Annotated in this window: 22 protein-coding genes; 13 read left to right on the top strand and 9 right to left on the bottom strand. The window is 59.4% G+C overall.

Going from position 1 to position 20026, the window contains the following annotated elements; translation table 11 throughout:
* Positions 1–128: 128 nt before the first annotated feature.
* The 9 genes from J4E08_RS20485 (at position 129) to J4E08_RS20445 (ending at position 8710) form a co-directional block, all read left to right on the top strand.
* Positions 129–1553: an AAA family ATPase gene (locus J4E08_RS20485; RefSeq protein WP_349540065.1), complete on the top strand. Its 1425-nt coding sequence runs from the start codon at positions 129–131 to the stop codon at positions 1551–1553.
* Positions 1553–2626 carry a ParB/RepB/Spo0J family partition protein gene (locus tag J4E08_RS20480; RefSeq protein WP_349540064.1) on the top strand — a complete coding sequence of 358 codons (1074 nt, stop codon included), beginning with the start codon at positions 1553–1555 and terminating at the stop codon, positions 2624–2626. The genes J4E08_RS20485 and J4E08_RS20480 overlap by 1 nt, the downstream gene beginning before the upstream one ends.
* Positions 2627–2761: 135 nt before the next feature.
* Entirely contained in the window at positions 2762–3019 is a 258-nt protein-coding gene (locus J4E08_RS20475; RefSeq protein ID WP_349540063.1) for a type II toxin-antitoxin system ParD family antitoxin, read from the top strand.
* A gap of 155 nt (positions 3020–3174) precedes the next feature.
* Positions 3175–3888, top strand: coding sequence for an IS6 family transposase (locus J4E08_RS20470; protein ID WP_349540062.1), 714 nt, complete (start codon positions 3175–3177; stop codon positions 3886–3888).
* A 927-nt stretch (positions 3889–4815) separates the two neighbouring features.
* Positions 4816–5253: a c-type cytochrome gene (locus J4E08_RS20465; protein WP_349540061.1), complete on the top strand. Its 438-nt coding sequence runs from the start codon at positions 4816–4818 to the stop codon at positions 5251–5253.
* Between the two features lies 1 nt (position 5254).
* Positions 5255–6634 (top strand): multicopper oxidase family protein, encoded by a 1380-nt coding sequence (locus J4E08_RS20460; protein WP_349540060.1) that lies wholly within the window; start codon positions 5255–5257, stop codon positions 6632–6634.
* A complete protein-coding gene (locus tag J4E08_RS20455) occupies positions 6631–7035 on the top strand; it encodes a c-type cytochrome (RefSeq protein ID WP_349540059.1) in 405 nt (134 codons plus the stop codon). The genes J4E08_RS20460 and J4E08_RS20455 overlap by 4 nt, the downstream gene beginning before the upstream one ends.
* 77 nt (positions 7036–7112) lie before the next feature.
* On the top strand, positions 7113–7937 hold the full coding sequence (locus tag J4E08_RS20450) for a DUF6692 family protein (RefSeq protein ID WP_349540058.1): 825 nt from the start codon (positions 7113–7115) through the stop codon (positions 7935–7937).
* Positions 7938–7948: 11 nt separating this feature from the next.
* Positions 7949–8710: a MauE/DoxX family redox-associated membrane protein gene (locus tag J4E08_RS20445; protein ID WP_349540057.1), complete on the top strand. Its 762-nt coding sequence runs from the start codon at positions 7949–7951 to the stop codon at positions 8708–8710.
* A gap of 47 nt (positions 8711–8757) precedes the next feature.
* Here the strand turns inward: J4E08_RS20445 and J4E08_RS20440 are convergent, their stop codons facing one another.
* The 6 genes from J4E08_RS20440 to J4E08_RS20415 form a co-directional block, all read right to left on the bottom strand.
* On the bottom strand, positions 8758–9636 hold the full coding sequence (locus J4E08_RS20440) for a CopD family protein (protein ID WP_349540056.1): 879 nt from the start codon (positions 9634–9636) through the stop codon (positions 8758–8760).
* Positions 9637–9639: 3 nt separating this feature from the next.
* Positions 9640–10002: a copper resistance CopC family protein gene (locus tag J4E08_RS20435; protein WP_349540055.1), complete on the bottom strand. Its 363-nt coding sequence runs from the start codon at positions 10000–10002 to the stop codon at positions 9640–9642.
* Positions 10003–10085: 83 nt separating this feature from the next.
* Complete coding sequence (locus tag J4E08_RS20430; protein WP_349540054.1) at positions 10086–10802, bottom strand: copper resistance protein B; 717 nt, start codon at positions 10800–10802, stop codon at positions 10086–10088.
* Positions 10803–10831: 29 nt separating this feature from the next.
* A complete protein-coding gene (locus J4E08_RS20425; RefSeq protein WP_349540053.1) occupies positions 10832–12556 on the bottom strand; it encodes a copper resistance system multicopper oxidase in 1725 nt (574 codons plus the stop codon).
* Positions 12557–12736: 180 nt separating this feature from the next.
* Positions 12737–13093, bottom strand: a complete 357-nt coding sequence (locus J4E08_RS20420; RefSeq protein WP_009807493.1) for a hypothetical protein — start codon at positions 13091–13093, stop codon at positions 12737–12739.
* A 477-nt stretch (positions 13094–13570) separates the two neighbouring features.
* Complete coding sequence (locus J4E08_RS20415) at positions 13571–14629, bottom strand: IS110 family RNA-guided transposase (protein ID WP_349540115.1); 1059 nt, start codon at positions 14627–14629, stop codon at positions 13571–13573.
* 208 nt (positions 14630–14837) lie between these two features.
* On the opposite strand from J4E08_RS20415, the gene J4E08_RS20410 reads away from it, so the two are divergent.
* Both J4E08_RS20410 and J4E08_RS20405 read left to right on the top strand, forming a co-directional pair.
* The gene (locus J4E08_RS20410) at positions 14838–15305 is read left to right on the top strand and encodes a DUF1203 domain-containing protein (protein WP_349540052.1); all 468 of its coding nucleotides are present in this window, start codon (positions 14838–14840) and stop codon (positions 15303–15305) included.
* The gene (locus tag J4E08_RS20405) at positions 15298–16542 is read left to right on the top strand and encodes an MFS transporter (RefSeq protein ID WP_349540051.1); all 1245 of its coding nucleotides are present in this window, start codon (positions 15298–15300) and stop codon (positions 16540–16542) included. Before J4E08_RS20410 ends, J4E08_RS20405 begins: the two co-directional genes overlap by 8 nt.
* Positions 16543–16604: 62 nt before the next feature.
* Here J4E08_RS20405 and J4E08_RS20400 read toward each other — a convergent pair whose 3' ends face one another.
* Genes J4E08_RS20400 through J4E08_RS20390 form a run of 3 tightly spaced genes read right to left on the bottom strand, consistent with a single transcriptional unit; the run spans position 16605 to position 18657 of the window.
* Positions 16605–17255 carry a methyltransferase family protein gene (locus J4E08_RS20400; RefSeq protein WP_349540050.1) on the bottom strand — a complete coding sequence of 217 codons (651 nt, stop codon included), beginning with the start codon at positions 17253–17255 and terminating at the stop codon, positions 16605–16607.
* On the bottom strand, positions 17252–17887 hold the full coding sequence (locus J4E08_RS20395) for a cation efflux transmembrane domain-containing protein (protein ID WP_349540049.1): 636 nt from the start codon (positions 17885–17887) through the stop codon (positions 17252–17254). Before J4E08_RS20395 ends, J4E08_RS20400 begins: the two co-directional genes overlap by 4 nt.
* Complete coding sequence (locus J4E08_RS20390) at positions 17887–18657, bottom strand: transglutaminase-like domain-containing protein (RefSeq protein ID WP_349540048.1); 771 nt, start codon at positions 18655–18657, stop codon at positions 17887–17889. The genes J4E08_RS20395 and J4E08_RS20390 overlap by 1 nt, the downstream gene beginning before the upstream one ends.
* Positions 18658–18727: 70 nt before the next feature.
* On the opposite strand from J4E08_RS20390, the gene J4E08_RS20385 reads away from it, so the two are divergent.
* Complete coding sequence (locus J4E08_RS20385; RefSeq protein ID WP_349540047.1) at positions 18728–19144, top strand: MerR family transcriptional regulator; 417 nt, start codon at positions 18728–18730, stop codon at positions 19142–19144.
* 290 nt (positions 19145–19434) lie between these two features.
* Positions 19435–19848 (top strand): hypothetical protein, encoded by a 414-nt coding sequence (locus tag J4E08_RS20380; protein WP_349540045.1) that lies wholly within the window; start codon positions 19435–19437, stop codon positions 19846–19848.
* Positions 19849–20026: the final 178 nt, after the last annotated feature.

Genomic DNA, 20026 nt, shown 5'->3' with positions numbered 1-20026 from the left:
TTTCTGTAAGTATATCGAAGAATATAGGAGAACAGTGACGAAGCTGATTCACTCTGACCTCAGCATGTGCCATAGTTTCCACGATATCGCGGCAAACAGCGAACATGACGAGGCGAGGCAGCACACTGATGGCACAGAAACCCGGCCAGAAACCGACAGCGAAACCTGACCTTCCCCCTTATTTCAACATCGACCCGGAGACGGCAGCGAAGAAACTGGCGGAGCCGATCGATACGGCGCGCTTTGCCAAGGCGGCGGCTTTTGCCATGCGGGGGCGCGACGATCTGGCGAAGCGCGGCTATGCGCCGGACGGGGCCAAACGACTGCGCAAGTTTTCGACCTGGGAGGTCTGCCGTTACCTGATCCCGGTGAACCCCGCGCATCTGCGGCGTGTGCTGCGCCAGAACCCGGAGCTGCCCCAAGGCGAAGGCGAGGGCGGCTCGAAATGGTTCACGCTCGAAGAGATCCTGACGCTGCGGGATTTCTTTGCCGAGGAGGGGGCGAAGGACAAGGAATACCGCGCATGGCGTCCGGAGGGGTTGCCGGCGAAGGTTGTCGCCGTGGCAAATTTCAAGGGCGGGGTGGGCAAGACATCCACCTGCGCCCATCTGGCGATGAGTGCGGCGCTCGACGGCTACAAAGTGTTGGTGATCGACCTCGACAGCCAAGGGTCCATGACCTCGATCATGGGCGGCAAGGTCGAGGATGAATGGCAGACCGTCTTTCCAATGCTGGCGCGTGATTATGCTTTGAAATTGCAGGAAGAGAATCGTGTCCGGGAGGCCGCCGGCCAAACACCTTTCCCATTCGATGAGACACTGACCGCTGCGTTAGAGGTTTCGCCACGAAACCTCGTTCAGAAAACCCATTGGCCGAATATCGATCTGATCGGGGCGCAGCTGAACCTTTATTGGTCCGAATTCCAGGTGCCGGTCTGGCGCATGCAACTCCGGGGTTGGGCGCTGTGGGATGCGCTGCTGAACGCGCTGGAAGAAGGCGGGATGCTGGATGAGTACGACATCATTCTGCTCGATACGCCGCCAGCGCTTGGCTACCTGACAATCAACGCGCTGTCGGCGGCGGATATCCTGCTGGTGCCCTTGGGCGCGTCGTTTCTGGAATTCGACAGCACGGGGCGGTTTTTCGACATGATCTATTCGACCTTTGCCTCCATCGAGGAGGGGGAGAACCGCGCGCGCAGGGCAGGGGGCTTGCCCGAGATGAAGTTTGAATGGGACGCGGTGCGGGCGCTGGTGACGCGGTTCGATGCCAACCAGCAGGCGGATCTGGCAAACGTGATCCAGGCTTATTTCGGAGATTTCATGACGACTTATCGCCAGGAGATGACGGCCATGGTGGGGCAGGCGGGTGAACAGGTGAGTGGCATCTACGAGACCGATTACCGGGAGTTCAACCGCGATACCTATGTGCGCGGGCGGGAGACCTTTGACCGGACATGGGCAGAGGTGAAGGAGGTCATTCTGGGCACCTGGTGGCGGGATGCGCAGTTGGCAAAAAGCGCGGAGGCAGGCGCGCAAGAGGAGACTGAGTGATGGCCAAACGTCGTAAGCTGGAGGCCCCGTCGGCCGAGGATCTGAGTAGGCTGGAGGAGGAGTTTCGCCGCGAAACCTCCAAAGGAATGATGAACGCACCGATCGCTCAGGTGGCGGCGGAAACGGCCAGCGCCCACGACGTGCGGTCGCAAGCGGAGCGTGAGGCGGCTGCCAAGGACCGGGCTGATGTGACGCGACTGCGGGCGGCGGAGGCCGAGGGGCTGGTCATGCGGGAGGTGCCGCTGGACCAGATCCGCCGCGATGCCATTCAGCGGGATCGGGTCGTGATCGACCGGGAGGCCCTGGACGAGCTGAAGCATTCGATCATGCGCAACGGCCTTCGGCTGCCGGTGGAGGTGTTTGCCACGCCGGATGATCCCGATTTTGCTTACGGGCTGTTGTCGGGCTACCGCCGGATGATGGCGATGCAGGAACTGGCCGAGTATTTCCAGGGCGAGAAATACACCACCATTCGGACCGTGGTGCGAGACCCGGAGACCATGGGCGGCACCTTTGCCGCGATGATTGAAGAGAACGAAATCCGCGCCTCTCTGAGCCATTTCGAACGCGGGCGGATTGCGGTTCTGGCGGCGCAGCAGGGGGCTTTCGTGAATACCGAGGAGGCGGTGAACGCGCTGTTCCCGCAGGCCTCGAAGGCGAAGCGGTCGAAGATCCGTTCCTTTGCGCTGATCTTTGAAGAGCTGGGCGATATGCTGGAATTCCCCGACATGCTGCGGGAAAAGGACGGGCTGCGTATGGCGGCAGCGCTGCGGGACGGGGCCGAGGCGCGGCTGCGCAGCGAACTGGCTGAGGTGCGGGCAGAAACGGCGGAGGACGAGACCCTTGCGATTCGACGCGTTCTGGATGGTGTGGAGCCTAAACATGACCCAAAGAGGGGCGGCCGTCCCGCGAAGGCCCCCGCCGCGCGAAAGACACCCACTGGAATCTCGATCCTCGCGGAAGAGGATAGCCGGGGCTGGTACATTCGCATGAGCGGCAAGCAGGTCGACCGCGAGCTGGTCGAGGCGGCGATGCGCGAACTGGAACGGTTGCTCAGCCCGCCGCAAAAGTAAATGCCGCAGGGCAGGGGGCTGAACTTCGGTAGATACGCAGGCACAACCGATCAGTGGCTCTTCGTGGACCAACAACAGGTAACATTGACCAAAATCGTCCATTGGCATATACTGCCAATCAAGGAGATCTGACCCATGGTGACACGCAACGTTGTCCTGACCGAAACCCAAGACCATCTGGTCCAGGCATTGGTGGCGTCCGGGCGCTACCAGAATGTGAGCGAAGCGATGCGCGCGGGTCTGAGGCTGCTCGAGCAGGAAGAAGCAGAGCTGGCAGAAATACGGAAAGGCCTACTTGAAGGTCTGGCGCAGGCCAAGGCGGGTGATTTTGCGTCGGTCACCGGCAAAGATGCGATCAAACGGGCCTTTGCGACTGCACGCGCGCGTACATGAGCCGATCCCTCCGGCTGACAAGTCGTGCGGAAGCCAGCCTCACTGAAATCGCCAGATGGACGATCGAAAATTTTGGGATGCGCCAAGCAGAGCTTTACGAGGCCGAATGGCATCGTCAAGTTGCGAGACATCTCAAAAGCCGTGTACGTGGGCGCATGACCAAACCTAAGCAATCTGGTGCCTTTTCAGGCCATCGTTTTCCTCCTGAAATCATCGGATACGCCGTCTGGGCCTATCACCGATTTCCCATGAGTTTGCGCGATGTCGAGGACTTGTTGGCCGCGCGTGGCATTGTGGTTAGCTATGAGACCATCCGAGCTTGGCTTGCGAAATTCGGGTCGCATTATGCCAAGCAGATCCGCCGAGATCGCCCCAGAGTGGCGGACAAATGGCACTTGGACGAAGTCGTCCTTCCGATAAACGGCAAGAAATATTGGCTATGGCGCGCCGTCGACAGCAAAGGCGACGTGCTGGACATCCTCGTCCAATCCCGGCGCAATAAACGGGCTGCAAGTCGATTTTTCCGCAAGCTATTCAAGGCATTTGGCGCGCCACGGGTGATCGTCACCGATAAACTCCGAAGCTATGGCGCCGCTCTGAAGGAGCTTGCTCCGGGAATAGAGCACCGCAGCCACAAAGGCCTTAACAATCGATCCGAAGGGTCACATCGCCCCACCCGACGGCGAGAAAAGATTATGGGGAGGTTTAAGTCACCGAGACAAGCCCAGCGATTTCTTTCCGTTCATGATCAGGTCCAAACCATCTTCCGTCCGCGCCGCCATACACTTTCAGCCGCAGCCTACCGTCAGACTCGAGCCGACGCCCATTGGATCTGGGACGATATCACGCGTGAGCTGAAGGCTGTTTGAGACCCGGTGCCGGGCTTTCGTCGCCACGAACGCCGATAACTTGACGATGCCCCTCTCTTCGGTGCAAAAAAGCATAGTCCGCTAGGAAACACAAAGCCGCCATTGGCGCAACTGCAGCGAATTGGCGCTCTGTCCCGCAGACTACCAGTTCGAGACACGCGCAGCGAATGTCAGCTATCGCAGGTACGAGCCAAGACCGTTGTGTCCGCTTCGGGCTTACAGCCGTCATCTGACGGCTGGAACCTGGTGCGGAATCGCTGCGACCTTGCTGCCGCACCGCCGCATGTCCGCTTAGAGCCCAAACTACCCGTGACCATGCCGAAGCTTCGCTGCGGCTGCATACGTCCGCTCCGCGACATGCTTGCCCGCGTTGCATGGCACCGAATTCCGACACTAAGGTGGGACTGTGGCTATCGGCTGCGCAAGCGATTGAGGCTGAGAGCACCAGAATTGGCGCCGTTTTGGGATTGACCATGCCGTCGTCCGAACCCATTTTTGATGCTGCAATCGAGGGTCTTTATGCGCCTAATCGCCGTCATCTTCCTGACCAGCCTCATGATGCTGGCTGCCTTCCCGCAAATGTCTGCGGCAGGGTCTGCGATGCATGACTGCGCGGCCTGTCCAGAAACGACGATCCATGCAGATCGGCAGGCCCCGGCGAACCAGCACCAAGCTGACGCGCCTTGCGCAGTCATGGCGACCTGCGCATCCTATGCTCTTCTCGATACCAGCCTGCCTCTCCGTGACACTGATCTGCCACGCCTCCGTCATGCGTGGCCTGAGCCTCTTAGTGGCACGACGATCAGTCTGTCTCTGGACCTCCCGCCTCCGCGCGCCTGAGCCAGCTCCAGTTGAATCTGGGTCGATTTCGGTCGACCCATCATCAGAGCGCGCGGCCCGCAAAACCGTGCATGTCAGGATACTCCCATGAACAAAATCACCCTCGCCGGGGCCGCGGTTCTTACCGTGGCGCTTGGTGTCTATGCTTTCACCCGCTTTACCCCTCAAACTGCCTCTGTAGAGGAAGCAGCACCAGCGGAGGGCGCGCCCATGGTTGCCGTTACGCTGCCCGATACGCTGTCGCCCGAGGCGAGCATGGGCAAGCGGGCCTTCGATGTCGTCTGCGCCGATTGCCACGGCGAGAATGCCGCCGGGAAAATCGGGTTTGCTCCGCCGCTGATCCACAAGATCTACGAGCCGTCCCACCATGGCGACATGGCCTTCCAGATGGCGGCTGCGAATGGCGTGCGCGCACATCATTGGAAATTCGGAGACATGCCGCCGCAGCCCGAGGTGACGCGTGCGGACGTGAGTTCGATCATCGCCTATATCCGCGAAGTACAGCGCGCCAATGGGATCAACTGACATGAAGATGACACGACGGCTATTCTGCGCAGGTCTTGCTTCTGCTCCATTCGCACGACCTGCCTTTGCTCAGGAAATACCCCTCCTGACAGCCATGGACACCACGGTCCAGCTTGCCCCTGCCAGCTATCCGGCCACGCCGGTCTGGAGCTATGATGGCACAATCCCCGGCCCCGTGATCCGCGCCGCGCAAGGCAGCCGGTTGGAACGGCGGCTGGTGAATGCGCTAAAGGTTCCGACCTCGATCCATTGGCATGGCATCCGTATCGACAACGCCATGGATGGTGTCGCGGGGCTGACCCAGGACGCGGTGCCGCCCGACGAGAGTTTCGACTATGCCTTCGATCTTCCTGATGCCGGAACCTACTGGTATCACGCCCACACCAATTCGATGGAACAGGTTGCGCGGGGTCTTTCCGGAGCCCTGATTATCGAAGAGGCAACGCCGCCGGATGTGGATCGGGACGAGGTTCTGATGATCGACGACTGGTTGCTGGACCCCGATACGGGCCTGTTTGTCGATGATTTCGCAGCGCCGATGACGCGCAGCCACGGAGGCCAGATCGGCAACCTCGTGGGTGTGAACGGGCGCTACGACTACAGCGTGTCGGCCCGGCAGAACGAGCGGCTGAGGCTGCGGCTGATCAACGCGGCCAATGCCCAGATCTTTGGTTTGAAACTGGAGGGCCTGACCGGCTGGACGGTGGCTCTTGACGGAATGCCGCTTGCGGCACCAGAGCCGGTGACGGACACGCTTGTGCTTGCCCCCGCGCAGCGCATGGACCTGATCGTCGATGTCTCGGCCGAGGAAGGGGAAACCGCAGGGCTTCTTTTTGCTGCGGCGGATGATACTTGGCGCGCGCTGGCGGAAGTCTCTGTCAAAGGACGTGCCGCGTCAGTCACTCGCGGCACGCCTCAGCCCTTGCCGCGAAATCCGCGTATGGAGATCGTCGGCGTCGATGAGGCGCCTGTCCTCGACATGCCGTTGCAAGGCGGTGCGATGCGCGGCCTGGAGGGTGCGACCTTCGACGGACAAAAGATGGGCTGGCAGGAGCTGGTCCAGAATGGCCAGTTCTGGGCCTTGGCCGGACAGGTCGGGATGGGAAAGACGCCCTTTGCCACCCTGTCACGTGGGGAGACAGCCCGCATCCGCATGACAAACGACACGATCTTCCCGCACGCGATGCATCTGCACGGGATGCATTTCCGGGTGCGCAAGGAAGACGGAGCACTTGGTCCGCTGCGCGACACGGTGCTGGTCATGCCGAACGAGACGACGGAAATTGCCTTCGTTGCGGACAATCCGGGAAAGTGGTTGCTGCATTGTCACATGCTGGGGCACGCGGCCTCGGGCATGACAAACTGGATCATGGTCTCATGAAGTTGCTTTCCCTGATCGCAGTTGCTCTTTCGGGCGTGGCCTACTCAGCCGGAGCAGAGGAAGGCATGGAAGGCGCAGCGCTTTATCAGCAGAATTGCGCCTCCTGTCACGGCGTGGACCTTCAGGGACAACCGGACTGGCGCAGCCCCGGCCCCGACGGCCGCCTGCCTGCGCCACCCCATGATGCAACGGGCCACACCTGGCATCATAGCGACGACATCCTGTTCCGCATCACGCGGGACGGGACCGCCGCAGTGGTGGGCGGGGGCTATCAGGGCAACATGCCGGGCTTCGGCGACAGCCTGAGCGATGCGCAAATTCGCGCGATCCTCGACTACATTAAATCCATATGGCCCGAGCGCGAACGCGCCTATCAACGTGATAGAACCCGGCAGGAATAGGCCGAGAAAAGCCAACTTTTAGGGAACATTCACCCACTGGAAGGTTGTTATTCCCCTAAACACACTCGGAGGTGACGATGGCCTATTCCCGCTTTTTCCTGATGATTGCCGTATCTACGGTCCTGATGTTCGGGTTGATGTACCTGAACACGTATCTGGTCAGCCATATCTTCTGGTCGGAAACACGCGCCTATATGGCAATCGTCATGGGGGCGATCATGGCCTTCGTCATGCTGTCTTTCATGCTCGGCATGTACAAGAACCGCGCGCTCAACATCGCGATCTTTGCAGGCTCCATCATCGTCTTCGCAGCAGCACTCTGGCTGGTTCGCAGCCAGGTGACGGTGCAAGACCGCGCCTACATGCGGGCGATGATCCCACACCATTCGATCGCCATCATGACGTCCACCCGCGCAGAAATCACCGATCCAAGGGTGCGCACCTTGGCGGATGACATCATTTACGCCCAGGACAAGGAAATCGCCGAAATGCGCTATCTGATCGCCGACACTTCGGCGAATGGAGAGGCGACGCCCGCCGGGGATGAACCGGCAGCCGAGTTGAAACCCGCTCAGGACGCCCTGTCCAGCGAGGTTGTTTCCAAGGTCGATCCGGAGTTCCTGACGCAGGCAGATATCGCCCAGGTCTTCCCGGATGGGGCCGCGTGCAGCTTCACCTACACTGAAACGAGCCCGCCCGTGTTCGTGTCCGGAAACGGCACTGCCTTGGTCAAGATCAGCGGTGATCTTGTGCAATTCGATGGCGGGGAAGACAGCTTCGCCGCTGACCCGATCACGATTCAGGTGCGCGATACGGACGATGCCAATCTTCAGGATTTCGTCATCAGCGCGGGCCCTGACTACGAGGCCGGTTTCCGCGGTCAGTACACCTGCACGAATTGAGGAATATGATCATGCCAAAAGATACCACGAAAACCGCCGTTCTCTATCGCATGGTCATGCCTGAGCACACATGCCCCTTTGGTCTGAAATCCAAAGATCTGCTTGAGCGCAAAGGCTACACCGTCGAAGATCACCACCTGAAGACCAAGGACGAGACCGAGGCCTTCAAGCGCGAGCATGACGTCAAGACGACGCCGCAGACCTTCATTGACGGGAAACGGATCGGGGGTCATGACGACCTGCGCATTTTCCTCGGGATCGACCCGCCCAAGGAAGAACAGAGCGACACGACATATCGACCTGTCATCGCGATCTTTTCAGTCTGTGCCCTGCTGGCGCTTGGGCTGGCGTGGCACCAATACGGGACGATCCTGACTTGGCAGAGCTTCCAGTGGTTCATCTCGTTGTCCATGACCGTGCTTGCGATCCAGAAGCTTCAAGACGTTGAGCAGTTCTCGACAATGTTCCTGAACTACGACCTGCTGGCGAAACGTTGGGTGCCCTACGGCAAGATCTACCCCTACGGCGAGGCGCTGGCTGGCATCCTGATGACTGCGGGCGTCCTGACCTGGATCTCCGTACCCGTTGCGCTGTTCATCGGGACCATTGGGGCGATCAGCGTGTTCAAGGCAGTCTACATCGACAAGCGCGAGTTGAAATGTGCCTGCGTGGGCGGCGCCTCCAATGTGCCGCTCGGCTTCATTTCTCTGACCGAAAATTTGATGATGATCGTGATGGGCCTCTGGATGGGCCTGCGTGCCCTCGGGGTCTGAGGTGAGAAACGGGGGCGGCGTCTTGACGCCCCCGGTGTCTTTCTGGCTTAGCCGACGTGCTCCGGCGCGACCGTGGACGTGAAGGTGGCAGTGACCAGCAGGATCACGAGGAAGGCCGCGACCTCCCATCGGATCGACGCCCTCAGCGGGCCGGCGTTTCCGGTCTCGGCCAGGGCAGGGGTCAGCCGAAGCTTGTTCAGCCCGGCGAGGCCGAGAAGCAGGGCCACGACTGCCAGTTTCAGCATCAGGAACTGCCCCCAGGGTTGGGTCAGGACCGCGATGGGATCGCCCGCCAGGATCACCAGGATGACGACGCCCGCCACGACAAGTAGCCCGACCATGACAAGCGCCGCCTGACCGAACCGTTCGACAGTGCGCACGGCTGCCTCGTTGCCACGCTCTGCCATGTCATAGAGCGGATAGAAGCCCCCGATCCAGAAGCTCGCGGCGAGGATGTGGATGACGAAAAGTGTCGAAAGCGCCAACCTCGGATCTCCGGTCGCGTGACCCCGCAGCGCGAAACTGATGGCGACAAGAACAACACCAAGGACCGCCACAGGGCGTGTCCAACTGCGATTGAGCGCGATGGTCGCGATGGCGAGAAGACCAAGAATGTCGGCCTCTACCGACAGCCCAAGTGGACTGGATAGGGCAATCTGGAGCATCATCGGATCAAGCGCGCCACCGAAGCCCCCGTAGAAGAAGGCCGCCCGCAGCGGGATGTTGAGTGCGCTGAACACGATGCCAACTATGGCCGACCATGCTGCAAGCCGCCTGAGGCGACGGCTTGCAGCGGCATCCAGCTCGGTCAGGAGCCAGAGATTTATCACGGAGCCCGCCGCAAGCAGGACACTGACATACATCCCCGCCTTGACGAGGATCGAGGCGATCTGCACCGGTTCCAGTGCGGCAAGAACTCCGCCCATGATTTACTTCCCGACTTTGAACGCAAAGCTACCGTTCATCGGGTGACCGTCCGGCGACATGCCACGCCAATCGACCTTATAATTGCCCGGTGCGAGCTTGGGCAGCTTGCCTTCCCAGGTCTTCACGGCCTGGTTCGCGGCCGGACCGTTGATCTTGTAGGTCTTACCGTCCGGCGCTTTCATCGTGACGGTGGTGATCTGCATGGGGTCTTGGAACATCAGGTGGATGACCTTGGTGTCCGCGCCGACCGTCTGGCCATTGCTCGGCATCGTCATCATGCCCTTGCCGTGGGCCAATGCAGCGCCTGCGCTCAGGGCCAGACCGACCGACAGTGCGGCGGACGTCAGGATAGTACGAAGTTTCATTGGGATGCTCCCTTGGTTGGTTCAGGTTGAAAAAGGCTGCGCCCTCTCCGCGGCTTCGAAGTAGCTGAGAGGGCGCAGAAAAATCAGAACATGAAGTTAATGCCGACGACGCCGGTCAGCTCGTCGACCTCATGGCCATGATCGCGCAGAATGTCGGCTGTTCCGCCGAAGGCGCGTTCGTAGTTCACGCCGACATAGGGCGACACGCTGCGGCCGATCAGGTCGTAGCTCAGTCGCAGTCCCACCTCGACAGATCCGCCGCCTGCCGCGATTTCGCGCTCGGGATCATCCGCCAGCGGCAATGTCGCCTCTATGGAGGGGGTCAGGATCAGCCGATTGGTCAGCAGAGCCTCATACTCCACCTCCGCCCCGAGGTAGGGGTATTCGGAAACGTAGAGCGCCGCTTCGACCTCGAACCATTGCGGTGCGAGGCCTGTCACGCCGAAAGCGCCGTAGTAGCGCTCGGGCGCGCCGTCCGGCGTGGAGGCGGCGATCCCGATGAAGCCATCGAAGAAGTCGGTGATCGGTTTCTGGAGGCGGATTTGGTTGTCCATCTCTTCGAAATCGCCGCCTTCGATCTTCGCGCCTTCGCTCTTCCAGACGAGCCGCAGTTCGTCGTTTCCGACCCATGCGTCGAATTCCCAGGCAAAGGAGTTCTCTTCATCGCCCATCCGGTATTCGAGCTTGTCGGTCCGGACGCTCCAGACGGTTGGCGACATTCCTGGGTCAGCCATCGCAGCAGGTGCAAAAGCCAACGCAAGTGGAAGCCCGAGGGCCGTTCCAAGAAGTCGTTTTTTCATGTGATTGTTTTCCTTGGAATACGCGCGCATCAGGACGGCCCACCTTCGACGATAACCTTGCGGAACATGCCGCCCGCCATGTGGTAGGAGAGGTGGCAATGGAACGCCCACTGGCCGGGGGCATCGACTTCGGTCTCGGTGTAAAGCGTTGTTCCAGGGGCCACGCTGACCGTATGCTTCACGGGGTCATAGGCCCCTTTGCCGGTGTCGAGGATCGACCACATCCCGTGCAGGTGCATCGGGTGCGCCATCATGGTTTCGTTGACGAACTTGAACCGGACGCGTTCGCCGTACTTCAGGCGGATCGGGTCGGCGTCCTCGTATTTCACGCCGTCGATGGACCAGATGTAGCGTTCCATGTTGCCGGTGAGGCGGATCTCGATCTCGCGGGTGGCGGGGCGATCACGGTAGAGCGGCTTGCGCGCCGTGAGGTCTTCGTAGCCAAGGAACTTGCCGCCATTTGCCGCCGTCGGGATCAACCCGCTACCCGGTGCATAGAAGGCAGCGCCCGGTGCGCCTTCAGCAGGAACGACGGGCATGCCAGCGGACATGTCCATGCCAGACATATCCATGCTGCTCATATCATGGCCGGAGTGATCCATCCCGGACATGTCGAACCCGCTCATGTCCATGCCAGAGTGGTCCATCCCAGACATGTCCATTCCGCCCATGCCCATTCCAGAATGATCCATCCCGGACATCATGCCCCCCATGTCGGCCATCGTAAGCAGAGGCTGTGGCCGCATCTTGTAGTAGGGGCCGACCATGCCTGCGGACGGTGCCAGCGTGCCCCGCACCATCGCGGTGCGGCCCGCACTTTCGCCAATGATCGAATAGGCCTTGGCCTCGCGCGGCTGGACGATCACGTCATAGGTTTCCGCCACGGCGATGCGCAGCTCATCCACCACGACCGGCTTCACGTCATTGCCGTCGGCCTGCACCACCGTCATTTTCAGACCGGGCACGCGCACGTCGAAATAGGTCGTCGCCGAGGAGTTGATCAGGCGCAGGCGCACCTTCTCGCCGGGCTTGAAGATGCCGGTCCAGTTCTGCTGGGTGCTGGCCCCGTTGATCAGCGCCGTGAAGCCCTGAACATCCTCGATATCCGTGGGCATCATGCGCATGGCGCCCCACATCTTCCGATCCTGAAGGGCGGCTTTCAGACCCTCCGCGCCCGCGTCCTCGATCAGGTCCTGCGCCGTACGTTGCGCCCGGTTGTAGTAGTCTGCCGATGCTTTTAGGTTGCGGAAGATCCGCGATCCGCTGTGCGGATGCTTGTCCGTGAACTGCACCACGTAGTCGCGGTCCGTCGGCACGGCCTCGCCGCCTTTTGGGGCGATCACGATGGCGCCGTAGGCGCCGTCGGGCTCCTGGAAACCCGAATGACTGTGGAACCAGTAGGTGCCTGCCTGTTCGATCGGAAAGCGGTAGGTGAAGGTTTCGCCCGGCTTGATGCCGTTAAAGCTGATGCCCGGCACGCCGTCCTGCTGGAACGGCAGGATCAGGCCATGCCAGTGGATGGACGTGCTTTCGCGCAGATTGTTCTTCACGCGGATGACGACGTCTTCGCCTTCCTGGAAGTGCAGGATGGTAGGAGTCTGGCTACCATTGTAGCCGATCCCGTTCTTCTTGAAGGTTCCGGTGTCGATCCGGACCTTGTCGACGGTGATGTCATAGGTGCCAGCCTGCGCGGGCAGTCCGAGGGCAAGCCCCAGCACTACGGCGAGAGGCCGCAGGAAGTTCGTGTGTTTCATGTGTTTTCCGTGAGCGCGGACCAAAAACATGGCCTCGCAAAGAGGAGATCACTGCCGAGCAGTGAAGGGAGGGAGAAGGATCAGCTGGGCCAGAGGTTCGAAACTGAAGAAGACCGCAAATGATCGGATTGCCGGACGTCGCCGCTCGGGCACGCCGCAATCAACGCCGTACAGGCGCGCTCAGGCCAGAGGAGGCCGAAGGAAGGAGAGAAGAACGGACTGCAGAGCCATGCTCGGTTCGGCTGGATTCAGGTCCGCGATCCGGAAGTCTTTGTGCAGGTCGATAGCAGACGTATTTCCAGACTGATCTGTGCAAGCAACGCTGGCACAATGAAGCAGTCCCATTGGCTTGGGCTGCTGCTCAGTCTCGAAGGCAGTGTCGACCATCTGATCCTGAAGAACGGATATTTCGTCACTATGCACATGCTGAGCCGCAGCAGGCTCTGCACAATGTTCGGCCATCGGCATCACATGCGCAAATGCACTCGTCACAACGAGCTGCAATGCAACAAGAATGATGAAGACCCTACCGAGCACACAGTTTCCTTTCGTCCATCGAGGATAAACACTTCTCAGCGGTCAGTCGTCAAGTCTGAAGAAGCCCTCCAGTTGCTGGAAGCTCACGACTATGTGGGAAGTGGCGTGCTGATATCGCTATCCGCTATCTGCGCATCGCCGACATCCACTCTTGAAGATGTCGCAGGCGCAGCGAACGGCGGAAAGGTCCCGCACTGCCGACCTCGGTGCATTGCGCGGCGAAGGTCGGGAACGAGCCCAGATGTATGTACCGGCTGCTGTTCGCAAGTGTTCAATTGCATGTCTTCAGGAGGTCGCTGATATGTATCCGGCCTTTGGATCGGCTTGAGTATTTTGCCGTGGCCCTGTTGGGAGTACGCACGCGCCGCTGTCTCATTACTAACCTGATCTATTATGACCATCTGGGCTCTCAGACTTTGGGTGCGCCTTATTCCGTTCCATGCAGTTGAGGTTTACGAACATCGTTTGCGGCTGTGATCAGATCGCAGTCGCCAATTCCTTTTCTTTCCAATCGAAGTCTTTGCCTGAGTTCAAAACGCTCCACGCAATGCGCGCCAGCTTGTTGGCCAGTGCAACACCCAGCTTATTGTGCTGCATGCGCGTCGCCGCCGCTTCCAGCCAAGGGCCAAAACTGAACTTTGACCAGTTCTTGGGTCGCATCAAGATGACCTGTGCGGCCTGCACAAACAGCATGCGCAGATACCGACTGCCCCGCTTCGTGATTCGCCCCAAAATCGTCCGTCCACCCGTGCTATGTTGGCGTGGCACAAGCCCCAGCCAGGCCGCAAAGTCGCGCCCACGGTCATAAGCCTCGCCGTTCCCGACAGCGGACCCCACCGCCGTTGAGATGATGGGGCCAATGCCCGGAATAGTCATCAGACGCTGACAGCTGGCCTCGCTTTTGCTAACGGATTCGATCTCAGACGTGGTCATCTCGATCCGCTTGTCGATCCAGATCCAGTCCTGCTGAAGGCCGAGGATCAACTTGCGCATCCGCAACGACATCTCATCATCGCGGTTGTCCAAAATCGCCTGGAGCGACGTGCGAAGTGCGGCCACGCTTTTGCGAACGGTGATCCCTTGTTCAATCAAGAATGCGCGGATCTGATTCATTGTCGCCGTTCGGCGCGACACGAGACGGGAGCGCACGCGATGCAATGCCTGCAGATCGAGCTGTTCCTGCGTCTTCTCGGCAACCGTCTTGAGATTGGGGCGCAACGCGGCCTCTGCGATGGCCTCAGCATCGTTGTAGTCGTTCTTCTGGCCTTTGTTGAATGGTTGAACGTAGACCGCTGGAATAATTCGGGGCTCGAACCCCAGCTTACGCAACGTTCGGCTGACAAAATGCGCGCTCATGCAGGCTTCTAAGCCAACGATGCACCGCGGCAGTTCCTCAAACGTCGCGACCAACGCCATGCGCTTGATCTTCCTGCGCAACACCAGCTGGCCCACTTTGTTGAAGCCAATCAAGTGAAAGACGTCTTTGCCGATATCGACGCCAATCGACATCAGTTCATCAAAATCATTCGTCGCCATGCTACTTCTCCTATGTGCAGTATAGGCCAAGCCTAACCTGCTGGGTGAAGCAGCCGGTACATCCCATTAGTAACGAATGCTGCGGCGCGAACGGATGTCCGCTTCCGGACAGGTGCCCAAGCACATCTAGATTTTCCGCATGTTTCGGGTCGAGCTGTAAGGCCGTGATCTGCAATGTCTCCGACAACGACAACGGAGACCCATCGACATGTCCTTTCAAATCCACGCACTGCCCGCCGAGCCGTTCCACCAACTCTTCGCAATGAGCGACGAAAAACTTCGAGCCCTTAATGCGCGTCGTATGACGGTAGGGGCCAAGCCCGGCTCGCCCTGTCGGGTCAGCCTTGCGGATGCCGAAGTGGGCGAAACGGTGATCCTCGTACACTACGAACATCAGCCGGCCGCATCGCCCTACAGGGCGGGACACGCGATCTTCGTCCGAGAGGGAGTAGCGCAAGCCCGCCTTGCCGTGGATGAAGTGCCGGAGGTGTTGCGCTCTCGGCTCATCTCGTCGCGTCAGTTTGACGAAGAGGGGATGATGATCGGGGCTGACGTCGTCGATGGGGAAAGCCTCAGCGCGGCGATCGATACTGCATTTGCCAACGCGCGCACGTCCTACATCCATCTCCATAATGCCAAGCCGGGCTGCTTCGCCGCCCGTGTCACCCGTGCTTGACGGCACCTTCGAGGCTCACCGAATGAATACGCTCTCCCGCCTCACCGGAGCCGCCTACGGTACTCACCTTGCCGATCAGGTCGCGCTCGTTGCCGTGCCGCTCGTGGCTGCACTCGCGTTTGATGCCTCGCCACAGCTGATCGGCGTGCTCGTGGCCTGCCAGTCCTCTGCCCACCTTCTCGGGTCCATACCCTTCGGCATTCTGGTAGACCAGGCTCGGCTGCGCATTTTGCTGATTGCGTCCGCGCTGCTCCTCTTTACCGGGGCCACAGGCGCGACGACCAGCATCCTTTTCGGCACAGCTACGGGCTTCGGTGTGTCGATCACGTTGGCGGGTTTCGGCACTGTCCTATTCAGCCTAACGGCTCTGTCCATCGTGCCGCGCGTTTCAGATTCCACATCGCTTGCAGGTGCGAACGCAGCCATTGAGGTTCCCCGTGCGCTCTGCTCTTTCGCGGTGCCGCTTACCGTGGGCCTCGCAATCAGCGACGTATCAGCTTGGGTGATATTCGCGACGGCTGGTCTAGGGGCGGGGTTGTCCCTAATCTGTACGACAACTATGCCGGAGTTCGAGACGGCACCCAAGCCCACAGGGCCTATCTTGGCACGCATCATCGAAGGCGGGCGCTACGTTGTGGGGCACGATTTGCTCCTGCCGATCTTTCTGTGTGCTATCTTCTGGAACCTCGCTTTCGCCGCGCTGCTCGTCGCGCTGGTTCCCGTGATCCAGGACGTTTACCGCTTCGACCCAGGAACCTTCGGGATTGCCCTGGCCGCGTTCGGAGCCGGAGCCTTTATTGGTACGTCGCTGGCTCGGCGCGTTGCCGACAAAATCGCGCCCAAAGTCGTGCTATTGTTCGGCCCCGGGAGTTCGGCTGTAGCCTCCGCCTGCCTGCTGTTGATTGGCGCGGGCACGCCGCCCGTTGCGCTCTATGTATGCTTCTTCATACTCGGGTTCGGACCGTCGATGTGGCTAATTGCGCAGAATTCAGTGCGCCAGCTCGTTTCGCCTCCGGTGATGCTCGGCCGCGTCAACGCTGTGATACAGACCGCGATCTACGGTGTCCGGCCTCTCGGCGCGCTATTGGGTGGAATGGTTGCGGGGATTGGCGGGCCAAAGACCGCGCTCATGCTCGCCACGATTTCTTTTGGCGCGTCGTTCGCGGTCTCGCTGCTCAGCGGACTACGGTGCATTGATAGTTATGCATCGATCAAACGGCCTCTGATATCTGACTGATACATGGCGTGCTGAAGCGGACCTTCATGCATCGCGCGGCGAAAGCTCACTCCGTCCGCTCATCAGACCTTAACACAGTGCGCGGCGAAGGTCCGGAAAGAGCCCATAATCACCGATGCTGCACGATGCACGAGCGTCAGCTTTGCAGATTTTGGCCCCACCTCAGAGGACCGCCGCACGCGTGCCGAGTAGTTCTCGAATGCGGTGCCGTATTGGTCTTTGAGCCAAGGTTCCTCGGAAAACGATGCGGCAATAAGCACTGCTATTCCAGCCAATCCGACTGCCATTGCCCAAGGCGCTGCTGACAGGATCATCCAACCACCGACGATGCCAATATCAGCCATATACTGCGGGTTCTGCGAATAGCGGTACATACCCTTGGTGCGCAGGGTGCCTTTGGCTCCACCCGTTTGCGGGACACCGAAATGTGAGACTTCCATCCAAACTACGATGTTGCCGATCAGGATGAGAGGCAGGCCGACGCCAAACCGCAACCAACCCGGTACGTCCAAATCAGCCCAACCCCAGACACCAAGCAGGATGAGAACCCCGAACAGCGTGAATGTTGGCAGCCAGACAAAGAAAAGCGTGAATGTCGTGTAGCGTTTTGGCGGCCATATGCGCCGATCAGGAAAGGCAATCGACCAGAGGATTGCCGCTAGCGTCATGGCGGCGACGCCTAGACCCAGAATAATCAGAAAGCCCTGCATCATGCCTCTGCGTGTTTGTGGTCGATTATGTCCCGCCGCTCTGCGAGGGCTTGCCGCACAATCTGAAAAGCGGACGACAGGAACAGCCCAGCCATGATTGTTGCGACGATCAAATCAGGCCAGCCTGTTGCTGTACCCCAGACGCCCAAGGCCGCGAATATGACGGCGACGTTGCCGATGGCGTCATTACGCGAACAGAGCCAGACTGAACGCACGTTGGCGTCACCATCCTTGTAGCGCACCAGTAAGAACACACTGGCAAGGTTCGTGAGCAAAGCCAGAAAGCCAACAGCGCCCATGATCTCAGCCGTGGGAACCCCGACATAGAAGACGCGGTAAACAGTCGATCCGAAGACCCAAAGTCCCATTAACAAAAGGCTGAACCCCTTGAACAGCGCGGCATTGGTGCGGGCGCGAAGTGATGCCCCGATGACGGCCAGAGAGATACCATAGGTCATTGCATCGCCCGCAAAGTCGAGAGCATCGGCTTGCAAAGCCTGTGACTTAGCCAAGTGGCCCGCAGTCATTTCAACCGCGAACATCGTCGCGTTGAGGGCAATGACGATCCAGAGTCGTCGTTTGTAGTCGTCTGATACGCCGTCAAACTTGGCGTCGTGTCCGCAGCAACCGGCCATTAGATTACCTCCTGCGTTTCAAGGTCTGATTGAGTTGACACGAGGCTTGCCTCGCCACCGGGAATGCTCGGCACATGACCGCTCCGCATCTTCCTGACGCGGTGATTCATCCAGTGCCGAATGAGCAGGCGATAGAGAAGACCCTTGATGCCGGTCAACTGGCGGTGCGATGCATAGAATGTATCGGGATCGTCGAAGGTGCCGAAGTCGTGGTTGATACCGGTCTTTTGGATGTAGGTGCTGGCCCCACGCCATTCGACGTTTGGGCTTTGCAGACAATCTGTGCCTGCACCATAGGCGCACAATGATTGACGCCCTGGAAACGCACCTTGCAGGGCTGCAAGCACGGCTGCATCCAGAATGAAGCCCTCAAGGTTCAACCACTTTCCGTCATGATGGATTTCGATCCATGAGTGGATAATGTTTCGGGGGGCAACCGGATAGACCAGCTCTGGCACGACCCCCCGCTGCAATCGCTTGTCGATGGTGAAGCCATGAAAGCGGCAAGGCACACCAAGAGCGCGCAAGAGCGCCATAAGCAGAGTGCCCTTCGTGTTGCACTGCCCATAGCCATCAGCCAGCACCCTAGAAGCTGGCAACGCATCATCAGAATTGTAGCCGAACAGAATTTCGTTGCGGACAAAGTCATACGCTGCGCCGATCCGATCGGTTTGCGAAAGGGACAGCCAGCCACGGTCAGTTACTAGGCACTGAATGGGGGACGCTTCGAAGTCCAGCAGGGGTGTCGGGGACAGGTATTGGTCAGTCATGGTGGCCTCTTGAGTCTGTGTCCCACTCTATCTACAATCTCTAGTGACTAGAGGTACAAGAGGTTTCTTCATGTTTTCTATCGGCGAGCTTTCAAAGCGCACCAAGGTCAAGGTTCCAACCATCCGCTACTATGAGGAAATGGGGCTGTTGGCAGAGGCCGAGCGCACAAGCGGCAACCAACGGCGCTATGACAAGACAGGACTGGAACGGCTGAGTTTCATTCGCCACGCGCGTGATCTTGGCTTTTCGATTGGGGCGATCTCTTCGCTGATCGAGTTGCAAGAACACCCAGACCGATCCTGTGAGGCTGCGACAGCCATCGCCTTTTCGCAGCTGGTTGACGTGCGCGAGAAGATCAAACGGCTCAAGCTATTGGAAAAGGAACTTACGCGAATTTCAAAGGGCTGTGATGGGCACGGCATATCCGAAGACTGTTACGTGCTGGCGTCTTTGGCCGATCATGAGCTTTGTGAAAGAGATCATTGAAAAGTCGATAGCGGCCATTGGCGCAGCCGTAGCGAAAGAGCGGTTTGTCCGCCCTGCCGACCTTCATCCACCGAAAATGCTGCGCGAGGGACGAATGGCCGGTTTGGTGAAGTTGCACCGCGGCGATTGGCGAGGGACTGAACGGCAGGTTTAGGCCGGGAGCGATGCCCCGCTAAGGGCGACCAGGCGCTTGGCCCTGCCGCGCGGCGAAGGTCCGGTAAGAGCCCATAGATACTGGCGCAATGGATCAGAAAGAGCTACCCCTTCAGTGAACCAACCGGAAGACAGAGATGTTGCTACAAACCGCCTATCTGTTTTTCCTCACTTTGATGTGTTTCGTCGGCTTCACGTATGGGCGATACACAGATGGAGCTGCAGCTCGAACCCTTGATGGACCTTATTTCTGCAATGAGCTCCAAAGCTCGGGTAGTGACGATACGGCCGTGATTGGATTTGCCTTTATTTTTTTCAGCCTACCGCTGTTGATCCGACTGCTCCGTTTCTCCAAAGGTGTATCTAAATTTGAGATTGGAGTTCTCGGCGTTTCCACTATTGTCGCAGTAGGTGCTTTGCTTCTGGCTTCTCTGGACTGTGCGGAGATATTCTATACAGCCTTCGGTGTCCCAGACCCTCATTTAGCTGCCGCCCTTTTGGTCTTGCCGACTAGTCTAGCCCTGCTTATTCGAATGCGAATAGCATCTTGAAAACAAAGGCAGATTCCTCCCGTTCGGCGGCACTCAAGCATTAAGAATGCCGCGCGAGGGACGAATGGCCGGTTCGGTTAAGCTGCTTCGCGGCATGGCCGTACTCAGCCAAGGTCGGCTCTGGGCCGGGAGTGACGACCGCTGGAGCCTGCCAAGTGTTCGGCTCACCGCACTGCCG

The sequence above is a fragment of the Sagittula sp. NFXS13 genome, from assembly GCF_040148795.1.
GTDB classification, from domain to species: Bacteria; Pseudomonadota; Alphaproteobacteria; order Rhodobacterales; family Rhodobacteraceae; genus Sagittula; species Sagittula marina.
Note: the sequence above shows the minus strand (reverse complement) of the source record. Positions and strands in the feature narration are given on the sequence as shown.

What these genes read in the sequence shown, in the direction of transcription:
- J4E08_RS20465 (WP_349540061.1), top strand. Translation starts at nt 4,816, where the DNA reads ATGAACAAAATCACCCTCGCCGGGGCCGCGGTTCTTACCGTGGCGCTT.
- J4E08_RS20425 (WP_349540053.1), bottom strand. Translation starts at nt 12,556, where the DNA reads ATGAAACACACGAACTTCCTGCGGCCTCTCGCCGTAGTGCTGGGGCTT.
- J4E08_RS20430 (WP_349540054.1), bottom strand. Translation starts at nt 10,802, where the DNA reads ATGAAAAAACGACTTCTTGGAACGGCCCTCGGGCTTCCACTTGCGTTG.
- J4E08_RS20460 (WP_349540060.1), top strand. Translation starts at nt 5,255, where the DNA reads ATGAAGATGACACGACGGCTATTCTGCGCAGGTCTTGCTTCTGCTCCA.
- J4E08_RS20395 (WP_349540049.1), bottom strand. Translation starts at nt 17,887, where the DNA reads ATGGCCGGTTGCTGCGGACACGACGCCAAGTTTGACGGCGTATCAGAC.
- J4E08_RS20480 (WP_349540064.1), top strand. Translation starts at nt 1,553, where the DNA reads ATGGCCAAACGTCGTAAGCTGGAGGCCCCGTCGGCCGAGGATCTGAGT.
- J4E08_RS20435 (WP_349540055.1), bottom strand. Translation starts at nt 10,002, where the DNA reads ATGAAACTTCGTACTATCCTGACGTCCGCCGCACTGTCGGTCGGTCTG.
- J4E08_RS20470 (WP_349540062.1), top strand. Translation starts at nt 3,175, where the DNA reads ATGACCAAACCTAAGCAATCTGGTGCCTTTTCAGGCCATCGTTTTCCT.
- J4E08_RS20385 (WP_349540047.1), top strand. Translation starts at nt 18,728, where the DNA reads ATGTTTTCTATCGGCGAGCTTTCAAAGCGCACCAAGGTCAAGGTTCCA.
- J4E08_RS20455 (WP_349540059.1), top strand. Translation starts at nt 6,631, where the DNA reads ATGAAGTTGCTTTCCCTGATCGCAGTTGCTCTTTCGGGCGTGGCCTAC.
- J4E08_RS20475 (WP_349540063.1), top strand. Translation starts at nt 2,762, where the DNA reads ATGGTGACACGCAACGTTGTCCTGACCGAAACCCAAGACCATCTGGTC.
- J4E08_RS20410 (WP_349540052.1), top strand. Translation starts at nt 14,838, where the DNA reads ATGTCCTTTCAAATCCACGCACTGCCCGCCGAGCCGTTCCACCAACTC.
- J4E08_RS20390 (WP_349540048.1), bottom strand. Translation starts at nt 18,657, where the DNA reads ATGACTGACCAATACCTGTCCCCGACACCCCTGCTGGACTTCGAAGCG.
- J4E08_RS20415 (WP_349540115.1), bottom strand. Translation starts at nt 14,629, where the DNA reads ATGGCGACGAATGATTTTGATGAACTGATGTCGATTGGCGTCGATATC.
- J4E08_RS20445 (WP_349540057.1), top strand. Translation starts at nt 7,949, where the DNA reads ATGCCAAAAGATACCACGAAAACCGCCGTTCTCTATCGCATGGTCATG.
- J4E08_RS20380 (WP_349540045.1), top strand. Translation starts at nt 19,435, where the DNA reads ATGTTGCTACAAACCGCCTATCTGTTTTTCCTCACTTTGATGTGTTTC.
- J4E08_RS20450 (WP_349540058.1), top strand. Translation starts at nt 7,113, where the DNA reads ATGGCCTATTCCCGCTTTTTCCTGATGATTGCCGTATCTACGGTCCTG.
- J4E08_RS20485 (WP_349540065.1), top strand. Translation starts at nt 129, where the DNA reads ATGGCACAGAAACCCGGCCAGAAACCGACAGCGAAACCTGACCTTCCC.
- J4E08_RS20440 (WP_349540056.1), bottom strand. Translation starts at nt 9,636, where the DNA reads ATGGGCGGAGTTCTTGCCGCACTGGAACCGGTGCAGATCGCCTCGATC.
- J4E08_RS20400 (WP_349540050.1), bottom strand. Translation starts at nt 17,255, where the DNA reads ATGATGCAGGGCTTTCTGATTATTCTGGGTCTAGGCGTCGCCGCCATG.